21 protein-coding genes are annotated in these 18,054 nt (G+C 69.5%); all 21 read right to left on the minus strand.

Annotation, left to right across the window (positions count from 1 at the left end):
- Nucleotides 1-4: 4 nt before the first annotated feature.
- Nucleotides 5-1,234, minus strand: coding sequence for a hypothetical protein (locus tag DEBA_RS07865; RefSeq protein WP_013258392.1), 1,230 nt, complete (start codon nt 1,232-1,234; stop codon nt 5-7).
- Between the two features lie 7 nt (nt 1,235-1,241).
- Nucleotides 1,242-3,593 (minus strand): hypothetical protein, encoded by a 2,352-nt coding sequence (locus DEBA_RS07870; RefSeq protein WP_013258393.1) that lies wholly within the window; start codon nt 3,591-3,593, stop codon nt 1,242-1,244.
- Nucleotides 3,593-4,939: a phage tail protein gene (locus DEBA_RS07875; protein WP_187288610.1), complete on the minus strand. Its 1,347-nt coding sequence runs from the start codon at nt 4,937-4,939 to the stop codon at nt 3,593-3,595. Before DEBA_RS07875 ends, DEBA_RS07870 begins: the two co-directional genes overlap by 1 nt.
- Nucleotides 4,932-6,062, minus strand: a complete 1,131-nt coding sequence (locus tag DEBA_RS07880; RefSeq protein ID WP_013258395.1) for a baseplate assembly protein — start codon at nt 6,060-6,062, stop codon at nt 4,932-4,934. Before DEBA_RS07880 ends, DEBA_RS07875 begins: the two co-directional genes overlap by 8 nt.
- Entirely contained in the window at nt 6,059-6,388 is a 330-nt protein-coding gene (locus DEBA_RS07885; protein ID WP_013258396.1) for a GPW/gp25 family protein, read from the minus strand. The genes DEBA_RS07880 and DEBA_RS07885 overlap by 4 nt, the downstream gene beginning before the upstream one ends.
- Nucleotides 6,388-6,780: a phage tail protein gene (locus tag DEBA_RS07890; protein ID WP_013258397.1), complete on the minus strand. Its 393-nt coding sequence runs from the start codon at nt 6,778-6,780 to the stop codon at nt 6,388-6,390. The genes DEBA_RS07885 and DEBA_RS07890 overlap by 1 nt, the downstream gene beginning before the upstream one ends.
- Nucleotides 6,773-7,318 (minus strand): phage baseplate assembly protein V, encoded by a 546-nt coding sequence (locus tag DEBA_RS16980; protein ID WP_013258398.1) that lies wholly within the window; start codon nt 7,316-7,318, stop codon nt 6,773-6,775. Before DEBA_RS16980 ends, DEBA_RS07890 begins: the two co-directional genes overlap by 8 nt.
- Nucleotides 7,318-8,334: a phage late control D family protein gene (locus DEBA_RS07900; RefSeq protein WP_013258399.1), complete on the minus strand. Its 1,017-nt coding sequence runs from the start codon at nt 8,332-8,334 to the stop codon at nt 7,318-7,320. Before DEBA_RS07900 ends, DEBA_RS16980 begins: the two co-directional genes overlap by 1 nt.
- On the minus strand, nt 8,319-8,528 hold the full coding sequence (locus DEBA_RS07905; protein ID WP_013258400.1) for a tail protein X: 210 nt from the start codon (nt 8,526-8,528) through the stop codon (nt 8,319-8,321). The genes DEBA_RS07900 and DEBA_RS07905 overlap by 16 nt, the downstream gene beginning before the upstream one ends.
- Nucleotides 8,515-11,496, minus strand: coding sequence for a phage tail tape measure protein (locus DEBA_RS16985; RefSeq protein ID WP_013258401.1), 2,982 nt, complete (start codon nt 11,494-11,496; stop codon nt 8,515-8,517). Before DEBA_RS16985 ends, DEBA_RS07905 begins: the two co-directional genes overlap by 14 nt.
- A 4-nt stretch (nt 11,497-11,500) precedes the next feature.
- Nucleotides 11,501-11,638, minus strand: a complete 138-nt coding sequence (locus DEBA_RS18350; protein WP_013258402.1) for a hypothetical protein — start codon at nt 11,636-11,638, stop codon at nt 11,501-11,503.
- Between the two features lie 23 nt (nt 11,639-11,661).
- Nucleotides 11,662-11,943 (minus strand): phage tail assembly protein, encoded by a 282-nt coding sequence (locus DEBA_RS07915; RefSeq protein WP_013258403.1) that lies wholly within the window; start codon nt 11,941-11,943, stop codon nt 11,662-11,664.
- A 9-nt stretch (nt 11,944-11,952) separates the two neighbouring features.
- Nucleotides 11,953-12,471: a phage major tail tube protein gene (locus DEBA_RS07920; protein WP_050762420.1), complete on the minus strand. Its 519-nt coding sequence runs from the start codon at nt 12,469-12,471 to the stop codon at nt 11,953-11,955.
- Between the two features lie 21 nt (nt 12,472-12,492).
- Nucleotides 12,493-13,944 carry a phage tail sheath family protein gene (locus DEBA_RS07925; protein WP_013258405.1) on the minus strand — a complete coding sequence of 484 codons (1,452 nt, stop codon included), beginning with the start codon at nt 13,942-13,944 and terminating at the stop codon, nt 12,493-12,495.
- A complete protein-coding gene (locus DEBA_RS07930; RefSeq protein ID WP_013258406.1) occupies nt 13,941-14,249 on the minus strand; it encodes a hypothetical protein in 309 nt (102 codons plus the stop codon). The genes DEBA_RS07925 and DEBA_RS07930 overlap by 4 nt, the downstream gene beginning before the upstream one ends.
- Complete coding sequence (locus DEBA_RS07935) at nt 14,233-14,730, minus strand: hypothetical protein (RefSeq protein ID WP_013258407.1); 498 nt, start codon at nt 14,728-14,730, stop codon at nt 14,233-14,235. Before DEBA_RS07935 ends, DEBA_RS07930 begins: the two co-directional genes overlap by 17 nt.
- On the minus strand, nt 14,727-15,173 hold the full coding sequence (locus DEBA_RS07940) for a phage virion morphogenesis protein (RefSeq protein ID WP_013258408.1): 447 nt from the start codon (nt 15,171-15,173) through the stop codon (nt 14,727-14,729). The genes DEBA_RS07935 and DEBA_RS07940 overlap by 4 nt, the downstream gene beginning before the upstream one ends.
- Nucleotides 15,173-15,598 carry a gp436 family protein gene (locus tag DEBA_RS16990; protein ID WP_013258409.1) on the minus strand — a complete coding sequence of 142 codons (426 nt, stop codon included), beginning with the start codon at nt 15,596-15,598 and terminating at the stop codon, nt 15,173-15,175. The genes DEBA_RS07940 and DEBA_RS16990 overlap by 1 nt, the downstream gene beginning before the upstream one ends.
- A 104-nt stretch (nt 15,599-15,702) precedes the next feature.
- Nucleotides 15,703-16,716 (minus strand): major capsid protein, encoded by a 1,014-nt coding sequence (locus DEBA_RS07950; RefSeq protein WP_013258410.1) that lies wholly within the window; start codon nt 16,714-16,716, stop codon nt 15,703-15,705.
- Between the two features lie 28 nt (nt 16,717-16,744).
- Entirely contained in the window at nt 16,745-17,098 is a 354-nt protein-coding gene (locus tag DEBA_RS07955; protein WP_013258411.1) for a hypothetical protein, read from the minus strand.
- Nucleotides 17,099-17,110: 12 nt separating this feature from the next.
- On the minus strand, nt 17,111-17,986 hold the full coding sequence (locus DEBA_RS07960; protein WP_013258412.1) for a hypothetical protein: 876 nt from the start codon (nt 17,984-17,986) through the stop codon (nt 17,111-17,113).
- Between the last annotated feature and the right edge of the window lie 68 nt (nt 17,987-18,054).

An 18,054-nucleotide genomic window follows, 5' to 3' on the forward strand; every position in this document is an offset into this window, starting at 1 on the left:
CCTCCTATCTGGCCATGCCGTATGGAACGTCCATGGCCGCCATGTTCAGGCGCAGGAGATTGGGCGTGCCCGCGCCGCCCGCGCCGTGCAACCGGATGAACGCCGTGCCGCTGGTCGTGCGAATGCTCACGCCGCCGCTGGCCACGCGGCTGGTCGCGCCGCCGCAACTGTCCTCGATTGCGGTTTGCCCGCCGATGACCAGCGCAACGCCGGGGCCGCCGGGGTTGCGGATGGTCGCCACGTAATCGGCGTTGAGGTAATCGGGGAAAGGCGGCAGCCCCACGGCCATCTCGGTCGACGCCGTGGGCGGCGCGGCGGTGTCGATGATGGTCTGGTGGAATGGCAAGACGTAACGGCCACCCATGGTGCGGAACACCACGACCGCGTTGCCCACCCCCGGATAGAGCCCGATCACCCGGTGGCCGTTTTCGGTGATGACCCAACCCGGGGCCCAATGGACCGGCCGCAGGCCAGGGTCGAAGGTGCCGAAACAATACGGGGCGGTCAACGTGTCGCCGCTGGCCGGCGGCCGCACGGCCAGGTAGCGCCAGCCAAAGCCGCTCCCGGTCGGCGCGTTCACGTACGTGTCGTTGGGCAATGTGTAGAGCCGGCCGCCGATTTCCAGCGCGCCGCGCCGCACCAGCACCTGTGTGTCGGAATGCCGCCGCAGTTGCAGCCCGCTGATGTAGCCGCCCAGCCGGCCCAGGGTCGCCAGGGCCTGGTCGGCCGCCGCCTGGGCGACGTCGATGCGCGTCCCGGCCTGGGTCAGGGCCACGCCCACGGCGTCCAGGGCCGCATCCGCCGCGTCGATGCGCGCGCCGGCCCGGGTCAGCGCCGCATCCACGGCGTCCAGGCCCGCCTCCGCCACGTCGATGCGCGCGCCGGCCTGGGTCAGGGCCGCGCCCACGGCGTTCAGGCCCGCCTCGGTCGCATCCAGGCGCTGGCCCGCGCCGTCAACAGTGTCGACCATGTCCGACCACGACTGGTTGATGTGTTCCCACTGCCGGCGCGTGTCGTCGATCATCGCCCCGGCCTGGTCCAAGGTCGGCAAGATCAGGCCGTTGATGCGCTCCAGGCCCACTTGTTGCACCTGGCGCACCGCGTCTTCCCAAGAGACCCCGAGGCCCTCCAGGGCGTGGCAGCGCAGGTCCAGGTCGAAAAACCGGGCGTTGAGCTCCTCGGCCGAGAGCGGGGTGACGCCGTCCCGGAAGGCGTAGCGTTCCAGCTTGCGCATCTTCGGCCTACCTGGCCACGTCCACGCGCTTGGCCACGTGGAAGACGTCGATGGGGCTGGCGGCCGAGCCGGTGATGACGATCTTGTAGCGGTCGATGGCCGGATCGGGGGCGAAGGTGAAGGCCCGCTCGATGGCGTAGCGCTTCTCGTCGCCTTCGCCGTCGGCGTCGAGCTCCTTTTGGCTGTAGCCGATGTCCGGCCGCGCGGGGTCGGGCGCGACGGGGTCGATCCGCGCGCCGTCCACTTCCAGATGGACGCGGCAGTCGTGATCGTCGTAATTCCAGCCTTCCAGGCGCAGCGTCACCGTGATGTCGCCGCTGGCCGCCTCCAACAGGCGCTCGCTGGAAAAGTGCTTGAAGGACGTGTCCGGCCGCTGCACGCGCAGGATGCTCGTGCCGAAGTTGACGCCCGGGGCGATGTCGGCCGTGCCCACGAAGACCCCCCGCAGCTTGAGCATGGCCGGAAGATTCTTGAGCTTGCCGGCGTGGTCGAGGACCATGGGATACCAGGTGGGGTCGCCGTCGCGCTGAAACTCCAGATAAAACTCGCAACTGGCCGGCTCGACGCCCTCGGTCCACAGCTCGATGTCGGCGATGCCGCCGTCCAGGTTCACGGGGCTGAGGTCGACCACGGTGCGGTTCTGCTTGAAACTGGCGTAGCGCAGGCCAAACATCAGGTCTTTTTCCAGGTTGCCGTCGAAAAAGGCCCCGTCGGTGGAGACGAACAAGGTGCCGGCGGTGTAGGCGGTCCCGGAGATGGTGACCACCTTGTGGGCCCCCAGGGTGGTCAGGATGATGGCGTAGCGCTTGCCTGTCTCCACGTAGAGCGGGCTGGGGAAGGTGAACCTGGTGGCCTCGGGGTATTTTTTGAGCGCGGCCGCGTCCAGGTAGGTGTAGCCGATGGCCCTGGAGGGGTCGGGCACGCCGTTGACGGTCTCGCAAAAGTGCAGATGGACCCGGCCATCGGCGGCCACGTCGTCGAAAAAGAGATTGACGCCGGTGAGCCAGCCGTTGCGGCCCATGAGCAGGGTCTGGGCGATCTGGGCCCCGTCGATGGTGTGGGTTTCGGGGTCCACGTACCAATAGGGCTCGTTGATGGTGTCGACCCAGACCTGGCGCACCCGCAGCCCGGCGTTGCGCAGGTATGTCGCGCCGTTGGGGTTGGCGATGCCGTGGAAGTTGGTCTCGTAGGGGCTGACTTCCCAGGTCTCGCCGTCTTTTTGAAAGATGCCGGTGAAGGGGTCGAACTCGCCGGACTTCCACCACTCGGAGTTGGTGCAGACGTCGCGGGTCGGGCCGTAGCGCTTGATCGTGCGGGTGTGCGCGCCCTGCTTGAACACGTTGGTGGTGAACTCGTATTGGCCCACGGCGATGGAGCCGGCGTAACCGGCCGCCTTGTTGGAGCCGCCCACCTCGCCGTAGGCCGGCAGGACCAGCCCGGCCCCGCTGCCGGCGGCGTGGACCTTGACCGCCTGCTCATAGGGATTGAACAGCGTCAGCCGCCCCTCCGAGGCGTTGCGCCACGGGAAGCGCACGCCTTCCTCCACCCGGGCGTGGTATTCGGTGTCGGCGGCGTCGGATTCGTCCTTGGTCAGGAAGTGATCCGCGCCGTAGCTGCTGTAATCGTCGGGCACGTCCAGCCGCTCCTTCAGTTCGGCCACGTCCATGGCCACCTCCATGAGCATGCGGTGATTGGCCAGCCCCGGCAGGCGGCGGTAGAGTTCGGCCAGGTCGCTGGCCAGGGAGTCCAGCAGGCCCTCGATGCGCGTCTTCCATTCCTCGAGGCTGGCGATCTTGCGCCAGGCCTCGAAAAGGCGCACCAGCCGGGCCGTTTCGGAGGGAACCACCTGAATGATGCCCGCCGAGCCCAGCAGCACGTTGGCGATGGCCGTGTAGCCGGTGCTGGGCAGGGGAACCTGCGGGTCGGGAGACTCCAGCCCGGCCTTGACCTCCACCACCACCTCGCGGACCCGCTCCATGGCCACGGCGCGGGGCTCCAGTTGGCCGGTTTGCAGGTCGATTTTGAAATCCCTGGGTTGCAGGTCGGTATCCTGTTCCTGGCCCATGACGCTGATGACCAGCCAGCGTTTGTCTTGCAGGGGCAGGTGGCTGAAGACGCTCAAGGTCTGGGTTTCGGCGTGGCGGTAGACGCGGCCCTGGTCGCCCACCCACAGGTGGATGGGCGCGATCCGCAGCTCGGTGGCGGAGTATTGCGAGACGTTGCCGCCGTGGAACATGCGCTCCGGGGTGATAGCCTGGGTGATGATGCTTTGCAGGCTTTCATCCACGAAGAGCTGGATGTTGTTTGGATCGTCGGCCCGGGCTTCCTGCCGGTCGCGAAAGATGACTTTTCGTTCCATCAGATGACCTCCAGACGGTATTCGCCGGCGACGACCGACCCGGCGAGCAGCCCCGCGCTGGCCCGGACGATCCGGCGGTTGGTGACGACGAGTTCGACCTTGTCCGACAGCCGGGCGGCCAGGCGGCCCACGCCCCGCACCTGGGCGATGCGGACGGCGGCGTCGGAGACGTCCCACAGGTCCTGGCCCCAATGGGCGTCGCCCCAGAACCAGGCCCGGGGCCGGGCTTGGCCCTGGCAGTCCACGGCCACGTCGGCGTGGTGGGCGGGCGCGGACCCCACGCGGAACGCGCCCCAGTAAACCGCGTCGGCCCGCGTCAAGGCCCTGGCCCGGCCGGGCTCGAAGAGCTTCAGGCGCTTGTAGAGGCGGAGATGGGGCTCGGAGGGCGCGAAATAAATGTCGGCCCCCCAGAAATTGTTGCCGCCGCCCACGCCTTGATAGGCGTCGGTCCAGCGATTGCCCCAGCAGGTCTCGGCCCCGGCCTGGCCCGCCTCGGCCACGGCCTCGTAGTTGGTGCGCATGGGCCGTGGGCCGGGGGTGATCGACAGGGTTTGCCGCCGCTCGATCTCGTCCTGGTAGGGCCGCTCCAGGTCCAGGGTGAACAGCCGGCCGTTCGCGCCGTGGTCGACCCACTGGCCCTCCATCGCCTCGCCCCAGCAGAGGCCCGCCGCCGTGGCGGGCAGCCTCGCCTCCACCCGCTGGCTGGCGGCGCGCCAGGCCTGCTCGCCGCTGACGGCCAGCACGTTCAGGGCCTGGGCCTGGCCCGTCAGCGGGTCGAAAAGCTCCACCATGTCGCCGATGCGCAGGATGGCCTCGCCCGTGGCGAGAAAACAGCCCTCGCCCGGGCCGCCCAGCGTCTGGCCCCAAAAAAACGATTGCCGATTGACGCCGCCGTGGCGGAAGGGATAGACGCGGATCTCCGGGTGCGGGGCCTCGCGGGCGGCGCGCTCCTGGGCGGAGATGTTCACGCCCCAGATGGATTTGCCCGGTGGGCTGGCCCCCAGCATGGCGCGGCCCAGCAGCACCCGCCAATACAGGGCCAGGCCGTGGGCCGTGCCCTTGTGGGCGTGCCAGTCGTAAAAATGGCGGATCAGCCAGATTTTTAGTTCGCGGGTGGCGGCGTGCTCCCAGCCGTCGATGTGCAGGCCCCAGCCAAGGTGTTCCAGCACCGCGTCGGGCAGCTCGTCCAGCCGGGCCCAGATCAAGGCGCGGTCGGTCAGGGCCCGCAGGCGCTCTTCCTCGGCCCCGGCCACGGTGGCCACGGCGGCCATGGTCTGGTCTTGGGCGATGGACGGCGGCAGCAGCCGGGCCAGGGCGGTCATCAGCTCGGCCATGGGCTCACTCATCGGCCAGGCCGCCATACGCCAGGCCGCCGTCGGCCCGGCCCAGCGCCGCCTGCCAGGGGTCCAGGGCCCGGTAAACGGGGGCCGCCAGCTCCACCCGCTGCACGCCGCCGATGGCCCGCACCCGGTTGATCAGTTCGTCCGGGCTGATGTCGCGGCCCAGCTTGGCCCGTTGCCAGGCCAGATAGTCGACCACCGCCGTGGCCACCGCCGCCTGAACCTGGCCGGCCCTGGCCCCGTGGCTGGCCCGCAGCCAATAGCGTCCGGCCACCTGAAACTCGACCACCTCCGGGGCCAGCACCTGCACCAGGTCGGTCAGCGGCCGGCGGGCCTGGTCGCTGACGGCCGCGTGGACCAGGGCCAGCAGCTCGGCCGAAGGGGCCACGCCGCCGGCGCACCACGGGGCCAGGTTGACCTGGCCGGGGGCCGGGCTCCACACGGCCACATCGGCGATCAGGGGGCTGGCGCTCAGGGCCCAGTAGCGATAGGCCCCGGCCGGCCCGCAGGCGCTCAGGCGCTCCGGGGCCAGTTGGACCCGCGCCCGCAGGCGCGCGTCGCCCTCGCCATCGCCGCCGCCCATGGTCGTGGTGGTGTTGGCCACACTGGAAACGTAAGTGACGCGGTCGAAAAAGCGGTTGATCTGGCCAGGGGCCAGGCCGCTGCCTTGCGCGCCGGCGGTCTGGCACTGGGCCGGGGCGTCGGCGTCAAGCGCGCCGGCGGCGATCGTGGCCTCGGCCGTGGTCGCCCACAAAAGCGCGCCGTCGTGGCTGGCCCGGCTGCCGGCCGGGATGACCACGTCAAAGTCCAGGGGCCGGGCCAGGCTGTAGCGCAAGGTGGTCGTGGCGGCCTGGCCGCCCAGGCGGCTGGTGTTCAGCAGAGCGGCCAGGTGGTCCAGATAGGCCCCCTCGGCGTGGCTGATCAGGTTCATCTTGCCGGCGTAATCGATCAAAAACCGCTGCTGCCCGATTAGGTAGGCCACGGCCTCGACAAACAGCCGCTGGGGATCGCCGGGATAGAGCGAGCGGCCGGTGATCGCCTCGAAATCGGCGATCAAGGCCGCCTCCACCGCCGCCGTTTCGGTGGGGCAGAAGCTGACCGGCGGCAGGTTTTCCAGCACCAGCGTCATCGGTCCTCCAGCAGGTCGATGACCACGATCGGCCGCAAGCCGCCGTCCATGGCCTCCAGTTCGCTTTCGGCCCAGTCCACCCGCGCCACCCTGGCCCGTGGCTCATACCTGGCCACCTGGCGCACGATCTCGGCGGCCAAAAGCGCCCGCGCCCGGGGCAGGGGCTGGTCGAGCAAGGAAAAATCCAGGCCAAAGTCGCGGTCCAGGGGCACGCTGCCCTTGGGCGTGGCCATAATCATGCGCACGTTCTGGCTCACCTCGGCGGCCAGATCGTTGGGCGCGAAATCCACGGCCGCCGCCTGGCCTTGCACCAAAAGCCGGGCCATCAGCGATACTCCCGCAGACGCAGACTGGCCTGGGCCAGGCGCGTCCGGCCGTGGTTGTCGGCCTGGTCGATCACCTGACTGAGTTCCTCCAAAACGAACTGGCCGAAATTCTTGCCGCCGATGACCAACTCGTGGGCCTGGTGGCCGGCCAGCACGCCGCGCAGGGCCTCCAGTTCGTCATCGGGCGTGCAAAAGGCGTGGTGAAAGGTCATCTCCAGGTCGGCCTCGGCCAGCTCCAGGGTGATGAATTGCAGCTTCTGATCGCCGCTCAAGACATCGTGGGTGGCGAAACGGGCCCGGCGGCGCTCGCTGAGGCGCTCGAAGGTCTTGACGTAGCCCAGCGAGGCCTCGAAGACCACCGGCCCGAAACTGCCGATCCGCCCGCTAGTCATGGGGCCACTCCTCGGGCGCGGGGATGGGCGATGGCTCCACGGGCCTCAGTTCCGGCTGGCCCAGGTTGGGCGCGGGGATGGGGCACTTCAGGATCGGCGCGTCGATGATCACCGCCTCGCCGGCGGCCAGGCGAATGGTGCGCGGCGCGTGGACCTGGGCCTCGCCCGTGGCCCGGTCGTACTCCAGCCAGCCGCCGTCGAGAAAGCGCAGATGGCGCTTGTCCGGGTCGGTCAGCGGCGGCGGGTCGGCCTGGCTGAAAAAACTGCCCACGATGAACCCCCGCTCCAGGCCGTAGGGCAGGCACAGGCACAAGACCTGCTCGCCCAAGTCGGGCAGCCACCAGTCCTTGTTGCAGCGGGTCTGGGGCGTCAGCACGCCGAACTTGAACGTCTCGATCATGTCCGCGTCGCGGAACTCCACGCGGACCTTGCCCTCGGCCGGGATCTGCTCCACCACGAAGCCCACCCGCACCAGTTGGCGCAGGGCGCTTTCCAGGGCCGTCAGGCGGCGGCCGATCTCTTCGAATGGGCCCGCCATCAGTACGCGATCACCTGCCGCAGCGAGAGGGTTGTCTGATAAACGCCGCCGCCGGAGAGCCCGTGCCGGGCCTCGGCCACGAAATAACGGCCGTCAAAGCGGCCAAAGCCGCTCATCCGCACCACCTCGGTGGCCCGGCGAAAGGGCGCGCCCTTCAGCGTGATCTCGGCGGTGACCTCCACCTTGTTCTTGCGGCGCAGGCTGGTCTGGGCCAGCTTGGCCGCCTCGGCGGCGTCTTTCACCGGCTGGTTGACGCGCAGCACGTCCTGGCTGGCCGGGGCCGGATCGGGCCAAAATTCGCCGACGATGTGCTCCTTGAGTTCCGGGCGCCAATAGCTGACCACCGCGCCCTTGTAGAGATCGTGGCTGGTGGTGGCGAAGCGATAGCCGATGATGTCGCTGTGGCCACGGGTCAGGGTGGCGTGGGGCCCGCGCTGGTCGTACTTGTGCCCGGCGTAGACGATCAGCTTTTCATGGGCCGTCTTGACGCTGTTGCCGTGTTCGCGGGCCAGGCGGGTGAGAAAGCCCAGGTCCGACTCCTCGCGTTGATCCACCCGCTCGAAATGATGGTCCAGGCCTTCCCAGTGCAGGCCCAGGCCGCACTTTTCGGCCACGTGGGCGGCAATGTGCGAAAGCGCCTTGTCTTCCCAGGCCTTGGTTTTCTTCTGCACGCGGGCGGTGGATTTCACCCTGGCGCTGGCCGCCGTGATCTCGACCATGTCCGGCGGGCCGCTGAGGGTCACCTCGCCGATCTCCATCAGCCCGCAGTCCAGGCGCGGGGCGTCGCCGGGGCCGTCCCAGTCGAAACACCTGATATAGGCGCGCACTTCCTCGCCCTTGCCGGGAAACCACGGCCCTTGCCAGCGCAACTCGCGGTCTTCCAGGGTGCAGCGCAGTTCGTCCACCTGGCCCTCGGCAAAGTCGACGTACTCGGCGCTTTCGCAGTGTTCGGCGATGTCCACGCCCCGGTAGATCAGCTCCAGCCGGGCGCGGCGGGGCTCTAGCGTTGCTGCCATGGCGGCGGCTCCTCACTGGCCGGCGGCGTCAGCGCCGGGACTATCAGCTCCACGCCGGCGGCGAAAATCACCGTGCGGCGGTGGGACGGGTTGGCGGCCAGCAGGTGGTGGGTCATGTCCTCGCGGCCCCAGATGGCGTGGGCGATCTGATCCCAGGTCTGGCCCTGGCTGGTGATGTGCCTACGCGCCGACATTGCCCATGCTCGTGCGCTGGTTGCGCGCCCACATCTCGTTGACGGTTCGTTCGATCAGCCGGGTCAACTCGGCGTTGGCCTGGTCCAGGGCGGTTTTCAGGCCGGCCTTGTCCGCGCCGCTGGCGTTGATGGTCTGGTGGATGGTGATCTGGGCCGGCGCGGCGGCGGCCGGCCCCTGGGCCTGGCCCCGCGCCGCGTTCAGCTCGCCCTGGGCCTTGGCCAGGCCGCCGCTTGGCCCGCCCAGGCCCAAGAATTCGGCCGCCGCGCCGGCCGCGCCTTGCAGACCACTCCAGGCGCTCTGGGCCAGGCCGGCCACGGCCTGGATCAACTGGCCCGCGCCCTGGCCGATGCCGGCGGCAAAGGTTCCGGCGAAGGCTTGGCCCGACAAAGTCAGCGTGGAAAGCGGCCCGCGCTTGGCGTCGCTGAAGGGCAGATACTGGCGCACCTGGGCCAGCAGCGCCTTGACCGCCTCGATGGGTTGGCCCACCGAGGCCTTGATCCCCTCCACGAAGGTGCCGATCAGCTTGGCCCCGGCCTGGTACAAAGACGTGCCCCGCAGCCAGTCCAGGGCCGAGGCGAAGGCCGCCCGGATTCCCGCCGTGGCCACCGCCGCGCCGGCCTTGACGCCATCCCACAGCCCGCCGAAAAAGCCCGAGACCGTCGACCAGGCGCTCTTGATCCAGTCGATGGGGGCCAGGACCGTGGCCTTGACCAGGCCCCACGCCGCGCTGGCCCCGGTCTCCAGGCCGCGCCACAAGCCGCCGAAAAAGCCCGAGACCGCCGACCAGGCGCTTTTGATCCCCTCGACGGGGGCCAGGGCCGTGGCCTTGACCATGCCCCACGCCGCGCTGGCCCCGGTTTCCAGGCCGCGCCACAAGCCGCCGAAAAAGCCGGAGACCGTCGACCAGGCGCTTTTGATCCACTCGACGGGGGCCAGGACCGTGGCCTTGACCAGGCCCCACGCCGCGCTGGCCCCGGCCTCCAGGCCGCGCCACAAGCCGCCGAAAAAGCCCGAGACCGTCGACCAGGCGCTCTTGATCCCCTCGACGGGGGCCAGGGCCGTGGCCTTCAGCCAATCCCAAACCGCCGCCGCGCCGGCCTTGATCCAGCCCCACAGCCAACCAAAAAATTCAGCCACCTGGTCCCAGTATTTGATCAGCAGGTAGGCCCCGGCGGCCAGGGCGACCACGCCGGCCACCACCCAGGTGATGGGGTTGGCCCACATGGCCGCGTTGACCAGCCCCTGGGCCACGGCCCAGGCCTTGCTGACGGCGACGATCAACCACTGCTTGGCCGCCAGGGCCATGCTCACCGCCTTCTGCCGGGCCAGGGCCAGGGTCTGCAACCGGGTGGCCAGCCTGGCCGCCAGCTGCGAGGACCGCAACAGGCGTAGCGTGGCGACCATCTCCTTGACGCCGCCCACCAGATAGCCGCCCACCGCCGCGCCCAGCTTCCAGGCCGTGACCAGGGCCAGGCCGCCCACCACCACCCCGCTGATCGCCCCGCTGACAATGGGGAACGCCTCCTGGAAATCGGCCAGCAGGTCCAGCACCCAGCCGGCCGCGCCCACCAGCGCGCCGATCACCGGCAGCAGCACCGTGCCGGCGTTGATGGCCAGGCGGCTGAGCTTGTTGCCCAAAAGCTGCAGTTGGTTGGCCGTGGTGGCCGAGCGGTTTTCAACCTCCCTGGTCATCGAACCCAGGTAGTCGGCCTGCTTGCCCGTGAGCTTCAGGGCCTGTTTGTATTTGTCCAGGCCGCCGACCAGGATGGCCAGGTCGTCGGCGTACTCCAGCCCGAACATGTCCATGAGCACCATGGCCCGCTCGGAGGGGTCCAGCCCCTCCACGGCCTCGAGAAAGCCCAGCAGCGCGCCCTGGGCGTCATTTTGGATGGCGTCCTTGAGGCCCTGGGCGTCCAGGCCGATGGCCGCCAGGCCTTGCTGGAATTTTTCACCCTGTTTGTCGGCCGTCTGCAGCTTGTTCAGCAAGGTGTTGATGCCCGTGGCCGCCACCTCGGGCGGCCGGCCCAGGGCCAGAAAGGCGTTGCCCAGGGCCGCCGTCTGCACCGCGCTCAGGCCGAACTGCTTGCCCATGCCGCCCACCCGGGTCAAGACATTGATCATCTCCGGGGCCTTGGCGGCGGTGTTGTCGCTGAGGTGGTTGATGGCGTCGCCCAGGGCCTCCACCCGCTCGATGGGGATATCCCAGACGTTGCTGAGCTTGGCCGAGGCCTCGCCGGCCGCCTCGGCGCTCATGTCCCAGGCCACGGCCATCTTGGAGGTCGTCTGGACAAAGGCCAGGATGTCTTTCTCCTTGACGCCCAGTTGGCCGCCGGCCGCCGCGATGGCCGCCAGTTGCTCGCCGCTGAGGGGAATCTTGACGGCGCTCAGGCGCAGCAGATCCTGGCCCAGCTTTTCCAGGCCGTCCGGGGCGCTGAAGTCCATCACCTTCTTGACGTCGGCCATGGCCGATTCAAAGCCGATGGCCTTGACCACCGGCGCGGCCACCGCCGCCCCGGCCGCCACGCCGCCCAGCAGCCCGCCGGCCACGCCGCCAAGGCCGCCCATGGCCGCCTGGCGCTGGGCCCTGGCCGCCTGGACTTGCTGGAGCGCCCGCTCTTTTTGGCTCAGGCGCTGGGCCTGGTTGGCGGCGGCCGCCTGCTCCCGGGCCAACTGCCGCGTGGCCTTGGCCGCCCGCGTCGCCGCGATGGCGTTTTGGCCCAGTTGCCTGGCGCTGGCGGCAAAATCCCGCCCGGCCGTGAGCGCCGCTTGGCCCGCGCCCGCCGCCGACAGCCGCAGCCCGCCCAGCATGGCCCGCAGCCGCTGCTGACCACCCACCCGGCCGGCCGCCCGGTCGGCCTGCTCCACCTGCCCCCGCAGACGCTGGGCCTCCTGGGCCAATCCGCCAAAGGCCGCCGCCGCCTGAGCCTGGCCATGCAGGGCGAATCTGAAGAGCAGGGTCTTGTCCAAAACCTTAGCGCCTCGCTTTGTTGTGCCGCTTGATGACCTTGGCCGCCGCCCGCAGCCAGCCTTCCAATTCCGCCGCCGGCCGCTCCAGCCAGCCGGCCGCCCCGCCAAACCCGGCCTGGGCCAGCTCCAGGGCGGCGCTCAACAACAGCTCCGCCCCCGGCCGGCCTAGGCGTTCAAAAAACCGCCCACCGCCTCCACGCAGCGCAGAAAATCCTTGGCCGACAGCCGCAGCACATCCTCCACCGGCCGCTTCAACGCCTTGGCCGCCACGCCGGCCTGATAGCCCACCTGCAGGCTGGGCACGCCCACGAAACCGGGGTTGCGCGCGCCGAACTCCCGCTCCGCCGCCACCAAATCCGCCCCGGTCAGGGCCTCCAGCTCCAGGGTCAGCTCCGAATGCTCCTTGCCGTCCCAGTTGATCGCCTTGCTCAGCTTGATCTTGCTCATCGCTTGCCTCTACTTGCCCAGGTCGGCGCGGACGCTCTCCAGATAATCCGTGTCGCCGATCTTGCAGATATAATTGAACTTGTCGATCTCCAGCACCTCGTCGTCATCCAGGGTGATCTTGATGTAGAGCACCTCGAACTCGGCGCTGGCGTCCATCTGTTCGCCGGTGTCCAGCTTGCCCAGGCCCGTCTTTTTGGGCGCGGCCTTGACCACCACCTTCAACGGGGCCGTGGCGTGCTCGCCCGTGCCGGCGTCGTAGTGCTGGATGCTGCCCCGGATGGTCAGGTCGTGGGCCTTGGGCGCGCTCAGGGCGATGTGATTGCCGGTGATGGCCCGCCAGTTGATGGTCAGGCCCATGCCGCCGTAGTGGCCCATGATCGGCATGTCGGCCGCCCCGGCGATGCCCGCGCCCTTGATCTCCACCGTGGTCGCCTCCAGGTCGGGCAGCTCCACGTCGGCCACGCCGATCATCTCGTCGCTGTCGCCGTAGACGGCAAAGCCGATCAGCGTCTGGGGAATTTTGTTCACGTCGGCCAAGGCTTGCCTCCTTTAGTTGCCGAACAACACGGCCAGATAGCCGGGGTCGTATTCGATCAGGCCGTTGATCTCCCGCGCCGGGCTGGGCGGGGTGACATACAGATGAAAGGTGATCGCCCCGTCCATCAGCTCGCTGGCCGGGTTTTCGGCCCGCAAAAACTCCACCCGCCCGCCCAGGATGGCCTCGCGGGCGGCCAGGCCGTTCAAGCGGATGTTGTAGGAATCGACGATGGTCTCCACCAGCCGCCGGGTGATCGGCCGGTCCACCTTTTGCCAGAAGGTCAGCACGAACTCGTTGCCCAGCCAGCAAAACATCCGCTGTACGCCGATGAAGGCGTCTTTCACGTCGGTGTTGGCCGGGTAGCAGCCCGTGCGGTTGCCCCACAAACGCCAGGAGCCGTTCCAGTTCAGCGCCGTGACCACGCCCTGGCTGTTCAAATAATTGGCCTCCGCCGGCCCCAGCCACACCGCCTGGCCGGCGGCCACCGCCCCGTTGATCTCCAGGGCCTTGTTGCTGGGGCTCTCGAAGGGCACGCCGCCGTTGTCGGCGTCGGTGGCGGCGATCCGCCCGGCCACCTGGGTGCTCAGCCAGAACTCCTTGCCCGCCAGGGCCACCTTGGGCCAGCAGACGATCATGTTGCTGTCGGCGTAGTTGTTCTGGGCCTTCCAGGCCGCCACGTCGGCGTACTTGGCCGCGCCGTCGGGGCCGGAGTCCACGTCCACCACGGCCATGGCCCGGAAATGGCCGTTGACGTTGGCCGCCTTGGCCGCCATCACCGCCGCCACCAGCGGGTGTCGGCTCCAGCCGGGGGCCACGATCAGCCCGGGCAACAGGCCAAAGCGCGGAAAAATCTGGTCCACCAACTCCAGGCCCGAGGCCGCGCCCGTGGCCGCGTCGATGCCGCCGATGACGTCGTCGGCGGTGAGCTTGCTTGGGTCGCCGTACACATAGTCCACCGCCACCGTGGCCCCGGCGGCGATGGCCGAGCCCTCGCTCAAGCGGATCACGCCCGCTATCGGGTCCACGTGGTAGTCGGCCCCGGCCGCGTGGGTGGTCTGGCCGTCGGCGCTCTTGACCACCGGCGCGGCCACCAGCCCGGCATGGGCCAGCGTGGCCCGGCCGCCGCTGAAGCTCACCGCCTCGGCCGTCACCGCCGTCTTGTGCCGGGCCGGGTCAAAGACGTTGATCAAGATCACCGGCCCGGCGGCGTGGAGCACGAACTGGCTGTAGACGAACTCGCACAGGCCATAGGCCGCCCAGTCGTCGCTGTAGCCCAGGGCCGTTACGGCCTCGGCGTGGGAATGGGCCAGCACCGGCTGGTTGACCGGGCCGGTCTGGCCTTCTTCGATCATGTGCGCCGGGGCCGCGCCCACCACCACCGGGATGGCGCAATCGACCCGGCGCGGCGGGATGATCGAGGTGGGCAGTTGGCTGACGTAGACGCCGTGACGATAGGCGCTCATGGCCTGCCTCCCTGGCCGGCCTTGACCGCCGCCCGATAGATTTTGCTCAAGCCCGAGGACGGATCGGCCAGCTCCAGCTTGGCCCTGGGCAGATCGGCCAGGGCCACGATCAAGGCCGGATCGACGCCCGCGGCCGCCGGCGGCAAGCCGCCGCGAAAGACCTGGCCGTGCAGCAGGCCGCCGCCGGGCTGGTTGGGGCCAAGATAGATCACGGCCGAGGGGGCGGCCGCCGGTTTGAGCGACGCGGCCGGGGCCGCGACGGCCGGCGTGGCCGGGGCTTCGCTTTTGTCAGTAGATCGAGCCATGGTGCTCCAGTGCCTCCTTGTCGCGCGCCCGGGGCCGGGTCAGGCAGACGGCCAGTTCCAGGGCGCAGACGGATATTTGGTTGTTGGCCCAGACCTGCCGCCAGCCGGTGGCGGTCAGCGAGGCCGCGTTGCCGCCGGGCCGCCAGGCCGTGGCCAGGGCCCGGCAGCGCTCCACCAGATGGGCCGCGCCGGGGTTGCGCTCGTCGCCGCGCCGCGCCGCCGCCGGCCCGCGCAGGTTTTCCCCCGCGCAGATCAAGTACAGCGGGGCCGTCTCCAGCACGGTCAGTTGGTCCGGCTCGTATTTGCCGCCGCTGATGTAGCTGCCCACGGCCGGATAGCGCGCGAACAGCCGGCCGAAATCCTTGGCCTCGAAGCCGGGGATGGCCCGGGGCTCCACGCCCCAGTCGGCCAGGACGCGGTCGGCCCCCAGGTGCGCCAACAACGCCGACTCCACCTCGACGATGGTGGGGTAGATGGTCACAGCCCGGCCTTCGCGAAATGCCGGGTAATGGCCGCCTCGATCTCGGCCATCGCCACGGTCTTTTCGTCGGGCAAAAACGGCCGCGCCGGCAGGGTCACGGCGTGGCCGCGCCCGGCCCGGCCGCCAAACTGGTGGATCGCCGCGTAGACCCGGCTGGAGCCCACGATCACCGCATCGGGCATGAGCTCCACCTCATCCTGGAGACTGGCGCGCAACAGCCCCGAGTCGGCCAGGGTCTGGCCGCCGTGCAAGACGGCCCGTTGGCTGGGCTCCCACGGCGCGCCGTCCGGGCCGGCCTCGTCCTCGAAGCTATCCAGGGCCTGGCCCACGACGATCTGGCCCACCTCGGCCAACAGCGGCGCGACGTCCTTTAGCGCCGCCCGCAGGGCCAGAAGCGCCCGCTCCAACGCCGCGCTTTGCAACTCGATGCGCGCCCCGGCCATCAGAAGCGCCTCAGCCGGCGGTCGCCGAAGTGGGGCGGCCGGCTGATCACGGCCATGGCGTGGGGCTCCAGCGGCCCGGCCGGGCCCTCGCCGCCGCCCAGGCTCAGCCGGCCCTCGGCGATGCGCTCCAGCAGCTTCAGCGCCCGCTGGTATTCCCCGGCCCACTCGCCGGCCTCCAGATGGGGCCGCCGGCGGTAGAGGTTGTACACGGCGATCTTGGCGCTGAGGTTGGCCACGATGGCCGGCGCAGGCTCCAACGGCACGGCCCGGGCCACGCCCAGGTAGGCGTCGATCTCCCGGTCGGCCTGCTCGATGGCCTCCAGCAACACCGTCTCGGGCGCGGGGCCGTCGGGGCCGTCGTCGGCCAGTTGGCCAAGAGTCTCCGGGGCCAAGAGTTTTTCCAGGTCGGCGGGCGTGCAGTACATGGGCTCCCTCGCGCGTTTTGCACTAGTCTTGCACTAGTGCAAATTGTCCTCGGCCATAACGGCCCGGCCTGGGGCCGCCCGGCCGGCCACGGGCCGATTTTGCTTTAGGCCGTCACGATGGCCCGGGCCACGGCCTTGGGGGCCACCGCCGGCAGCGGCTTGCTCTCGGCCACCAGCTGGTAGCCGCTGGGGTTCTTGCGCTCCACGGGCTTGACGAACATGGGCAGGGCCTGGAGGTTGGCGTCCAGGTCGTCCACGGCCGCGTAGATCAATCCGGTGTAGCCCTTGGCGATCATGCGAATCTCGCCCGCCGGCACCTTGGCCACCGAGGCCCCGCTTTGGGGGTTGCGCCAGACCTCGGCCATCTTGGCGATCTTGTGGCCGCCGATGTTCACGCTGCCGTCCTCGTTGATCCGCGTCGGCACCTTGGGCCGCTGGTTGTCGCCGGCGTCTTCGATCAGGGCCAGCAGGGCCGAAAAGGCGTTCTTGCCGGCCAGCACGTCCTTGTCGCCGCCGTAGCCGGCCCCGTCCAGGGCGTCGGCCATCTCTTCGAGCAGCTCGAAGACCTTGACCATGGTGCATTCGGCCGCGTTCCACTTGCTTCCGGCGGCCACGCTGATGGTCTGGATCACCTCGTTGTTGTATTCGACCTTGTAGTTGATGAACTGACCGTTGCTCTGCAAAAGCGGGTAGTTGACCGCGCCGTTCAGCAACGCCTGGCAGCACAGGGCCTCGGTGGTCAGGCGCACCGTCTGGCGCATGGCCTCCTGACGCCGGGTGGCCCAGGCCTCGCGGCTGTCCTCGCCGATGAGCTTCAGGTCGTTCAAATCCTTGGCCCCGACCTCGGTGTGGATGCGCACCGGCAGCGGCTCCACCCACTGATTGCTAAAGCCGCGCCCGTCGATGGAGACGGACTCGGCCCCCCGCGCCACCACCGGCACGGCGTTGACGATGGCCGTGATCACCTGCAGCGGGATGATCGGCATCTCGTATTGATCGCGCACCGCCTCGGGGAAATAGCGGTCCATGATCGTGGATTTGAGCGGCGGCATGGCCTCGAAACGCTTGGCGATGCGCGCCCTGGTGAAATATGGCTTCAGGTCTACGACCATGGGCATGGCCTGATTCCTCCCAAAAAACCGGGGCCTAGCCCACGGCGTAGATGTGACGGTCTTCCAGGGCCAAGAGCTGGGCCGTGGTCGGCGCGGCCGCGCCCACCTTCAGCGCGCCGCGATTGACCGTGCCCAAGACCAGCAGGTTGACCGAGGCCGCCTCGGCCGCGCTGTCAGCGAGGGCCACGCCCTTGACCTGGTCCAGGTCGGCGTTGGCCGGGTCGTAAGGGGCCGCCAGGCCGTCGGCCGCGCCGATGGCGCAGACCAGGCCGGCGGCGATGGCCGTGGCGCCTTTGGCGTAGGTCCGCTCGATCCACGGGCCGCGCCCGCCTTTGATCTCCCGCTCAAAGCCGCTGTTTTGATAGATGGTTGCGTTGTGGTCGCTCACGATCGGCCTCCGTTAAAATTTGGCCGCGAAATCGGCGCGGGGCGCGGCCTGGCTTTCGGTCGAGCCCGGCGCTTGGGCGAACTCGCCCAGCAGGCCGCTGCCCGGCCGGCTGGCCAGCAGCGACCAGAAGGCCTCCTCGGCCGGACGCCTGACCACCGCGCCGCCCTCGGCAAAGCAAAGCTCCACGCCCGCCTCCAGCGCGGCGGCGATGGCCAAGGCCGCGTCCTTTTCGCCGGGCAGGCACTTGCCGCCGGCCACCAGCTCATTGAAGCGGGCCTCGCGGTCCTTGGCGGCCTGTTTTTGCTGGGCCTCGGCGTGGGCCGCCTCGGCGGCCCGCCTGTCTTTTTCGGCCTGGGCGGCGGCGGCTTCGGCCTGGGCGGCCTTGCTTTCCGCCGCCTGGGCCTTGGCCTCCAGTTGGGCCAGCCTGGCCTTCATCTCCTCCAACTCGTTCATCGTCTCCTCCGTGGTTTGCTCCGCGCCTTCGCCAAACGCCCACTCTTGCCAGTCGTCGTCGCCGCCAAACTCCACCGGGCCCAGGCCCTTGACCGCCGGCGGCGCGGCCCCCAAAAGCCCCACGTGGCGCAACCCGCCATCGCCGTAAAACGCCGCCGACTTGTGGCGATAACGCCCGGCGGCCACGGCCTGCTTGAGTTCCTCGGGCACGTCGTCGAGGCGGGCCAGGAGCCTGTCGCCCTCGCGCCGCAGTTGGCCCACCCAGCCCCAGGCCGGGGCGTCGGCGCGCGGGTGGCCGATGACCAGCGGGGCTGCGTGCCTGGCCGGGTCGTAGCTGGCCACGGCCCGGTCCAGGTCGGCGATGGTCCAGGCCCTGGTCTGGCCGGCGCTGTCGGTGTGGGTTCCGGCGCGGAATATGGCGGTCCAAACGCTCATGACCCCAGCCTATCAACCGCCCATCGCCCTGATAATCCGGATCAAATCCTGATTAACCGGCCTGGCCG

Origin of the sequence: Desulfarculus baarsii DSM 2075, from assembly GCF_000143965.1 — a bacterium.
In the GTDB taxonomy this organism is placed as follows: Bacteria; Desulfobacterota; Desulfarculia; order Desulfarculales; family Desulfarculaceae; genus Desulfarculus; species Desulfarculus baarsii.

Bases quoted from the DNA above. Each gene is read 5' to 3' on its own strand.
- DEBA_RS07865 (WP_013258392.1), bottom strand. From the start codon at position 1,234: ATGCGCAAGCTGGAACGCTACGCCTTCCGGGACGGCGTCACCCCGCTC.
- DEBA_RS07870 (WP_013258393.1), bottom strand. From the start codon at position 3,593: ATGGAACGAAAAGTCATCTTTCGCGACCGGCAGGAAGCCCGGGCCGAC.
- DEBA_RS07875 (WP_187288610.1), bottom strand. From the start codon at position 4,939: ATGAGTGAGCCCATGGCCGAGCTGATGACCGCCCTGGCCCGGCTGCTG.
- DEBA_RS07880 (WP_013258395.1), bottom strand. From the start codon at position 6,062: ATGACGCTGGTGCTGGAAAACCTGCCGCCGGTCAGCTTCTGCCCCACC.
- DEBA_RS07885 (WP_013258396.1), bottom strand. From the start codon at position 6,388: ATGGCCCGGCTTTTGGTGCAAGGCCAGGCGGCGGCCGTGGATTTCGCG.
- DEBA_RS07890 (WP_013258397.1), bottom strand. From the start codon at position 6,780: ATGACTAGCGGGCGGATCGGCAGTTTCGGGCCGGTGGTCTTCGAGGCC.
- DEBA_RS16980 (WP_013258398.1), bottom strand. From the start codon at position 7,318: ATGGCGGGCCCATTCGAAGAGATCGGCCGCCGCCTGACGGCCCTGGAA.
- DEBA_RS07900 (WP_013258399.1), bottom strand. From the start codon at position 8,334: ATGGCAGCAACGCTAGAGCCCCGCCGCGCCCGGCTGGAGCTGATCTAC.
- DEBA_RS07905 (WP_013258400.1), bottom strand. From the start codon at position 8,528: ATGTCGGCGCGTAGGCACATCACCAGCCAGGGCCAGACCTGGGATCAG.
- DEBA_RS07915 (WP_013258403.1), bottom strand. From the start codon at position 11,943: ATGAGCAAGATCAAGCTGAGCAAGGCGATCAACTGGGACGGCAAGGAG.
- DEBA_RS07925 (WP_013258405.1), bottom strand. From the start codon at position 13,944: ATGAGCGCCTATCGTCACGGCGTCTACGTCAGCCAACTGCCCACCTCG.
- DEBA_RS07930 (WP_013258406.1), bottom strand. From the start codon at position 14,249: ATGGCTCGATCTACTGACAAAAGCGAAGCCCCGGCCACGCCGGCCGTC.
- DEBA_RS07940 (WP_013258408.1), bottom strand. From the start codon at position 15,173: ATGGCCGGGGCGCGCATCGAGTTGCAAAGCGCGGCGTTGGAGCGGGCG.
- DEBA_RS16990 (WP_013258409.1), bottom strand. From the start codon at position 15,598: ATGTACTGCACGCCCGCCGACCTGGAAAAACTCTTGGCCCCGGAGACT.
- DEBA_RS07950 (WP_013258410.1), bottom strand. From the start codon at position 16,716: ATGCCCATGGTCGTAGACCTGAAGCCATATTTCACCAGGGCGCGCATC.
- DEBA_RS07960 (WP_013258412.1), bottom strand. From the start codon at position 17,986: ATGAGCGTTTGGACCGCCATATTCCGCGCCGGAACCCACACCGACAGC.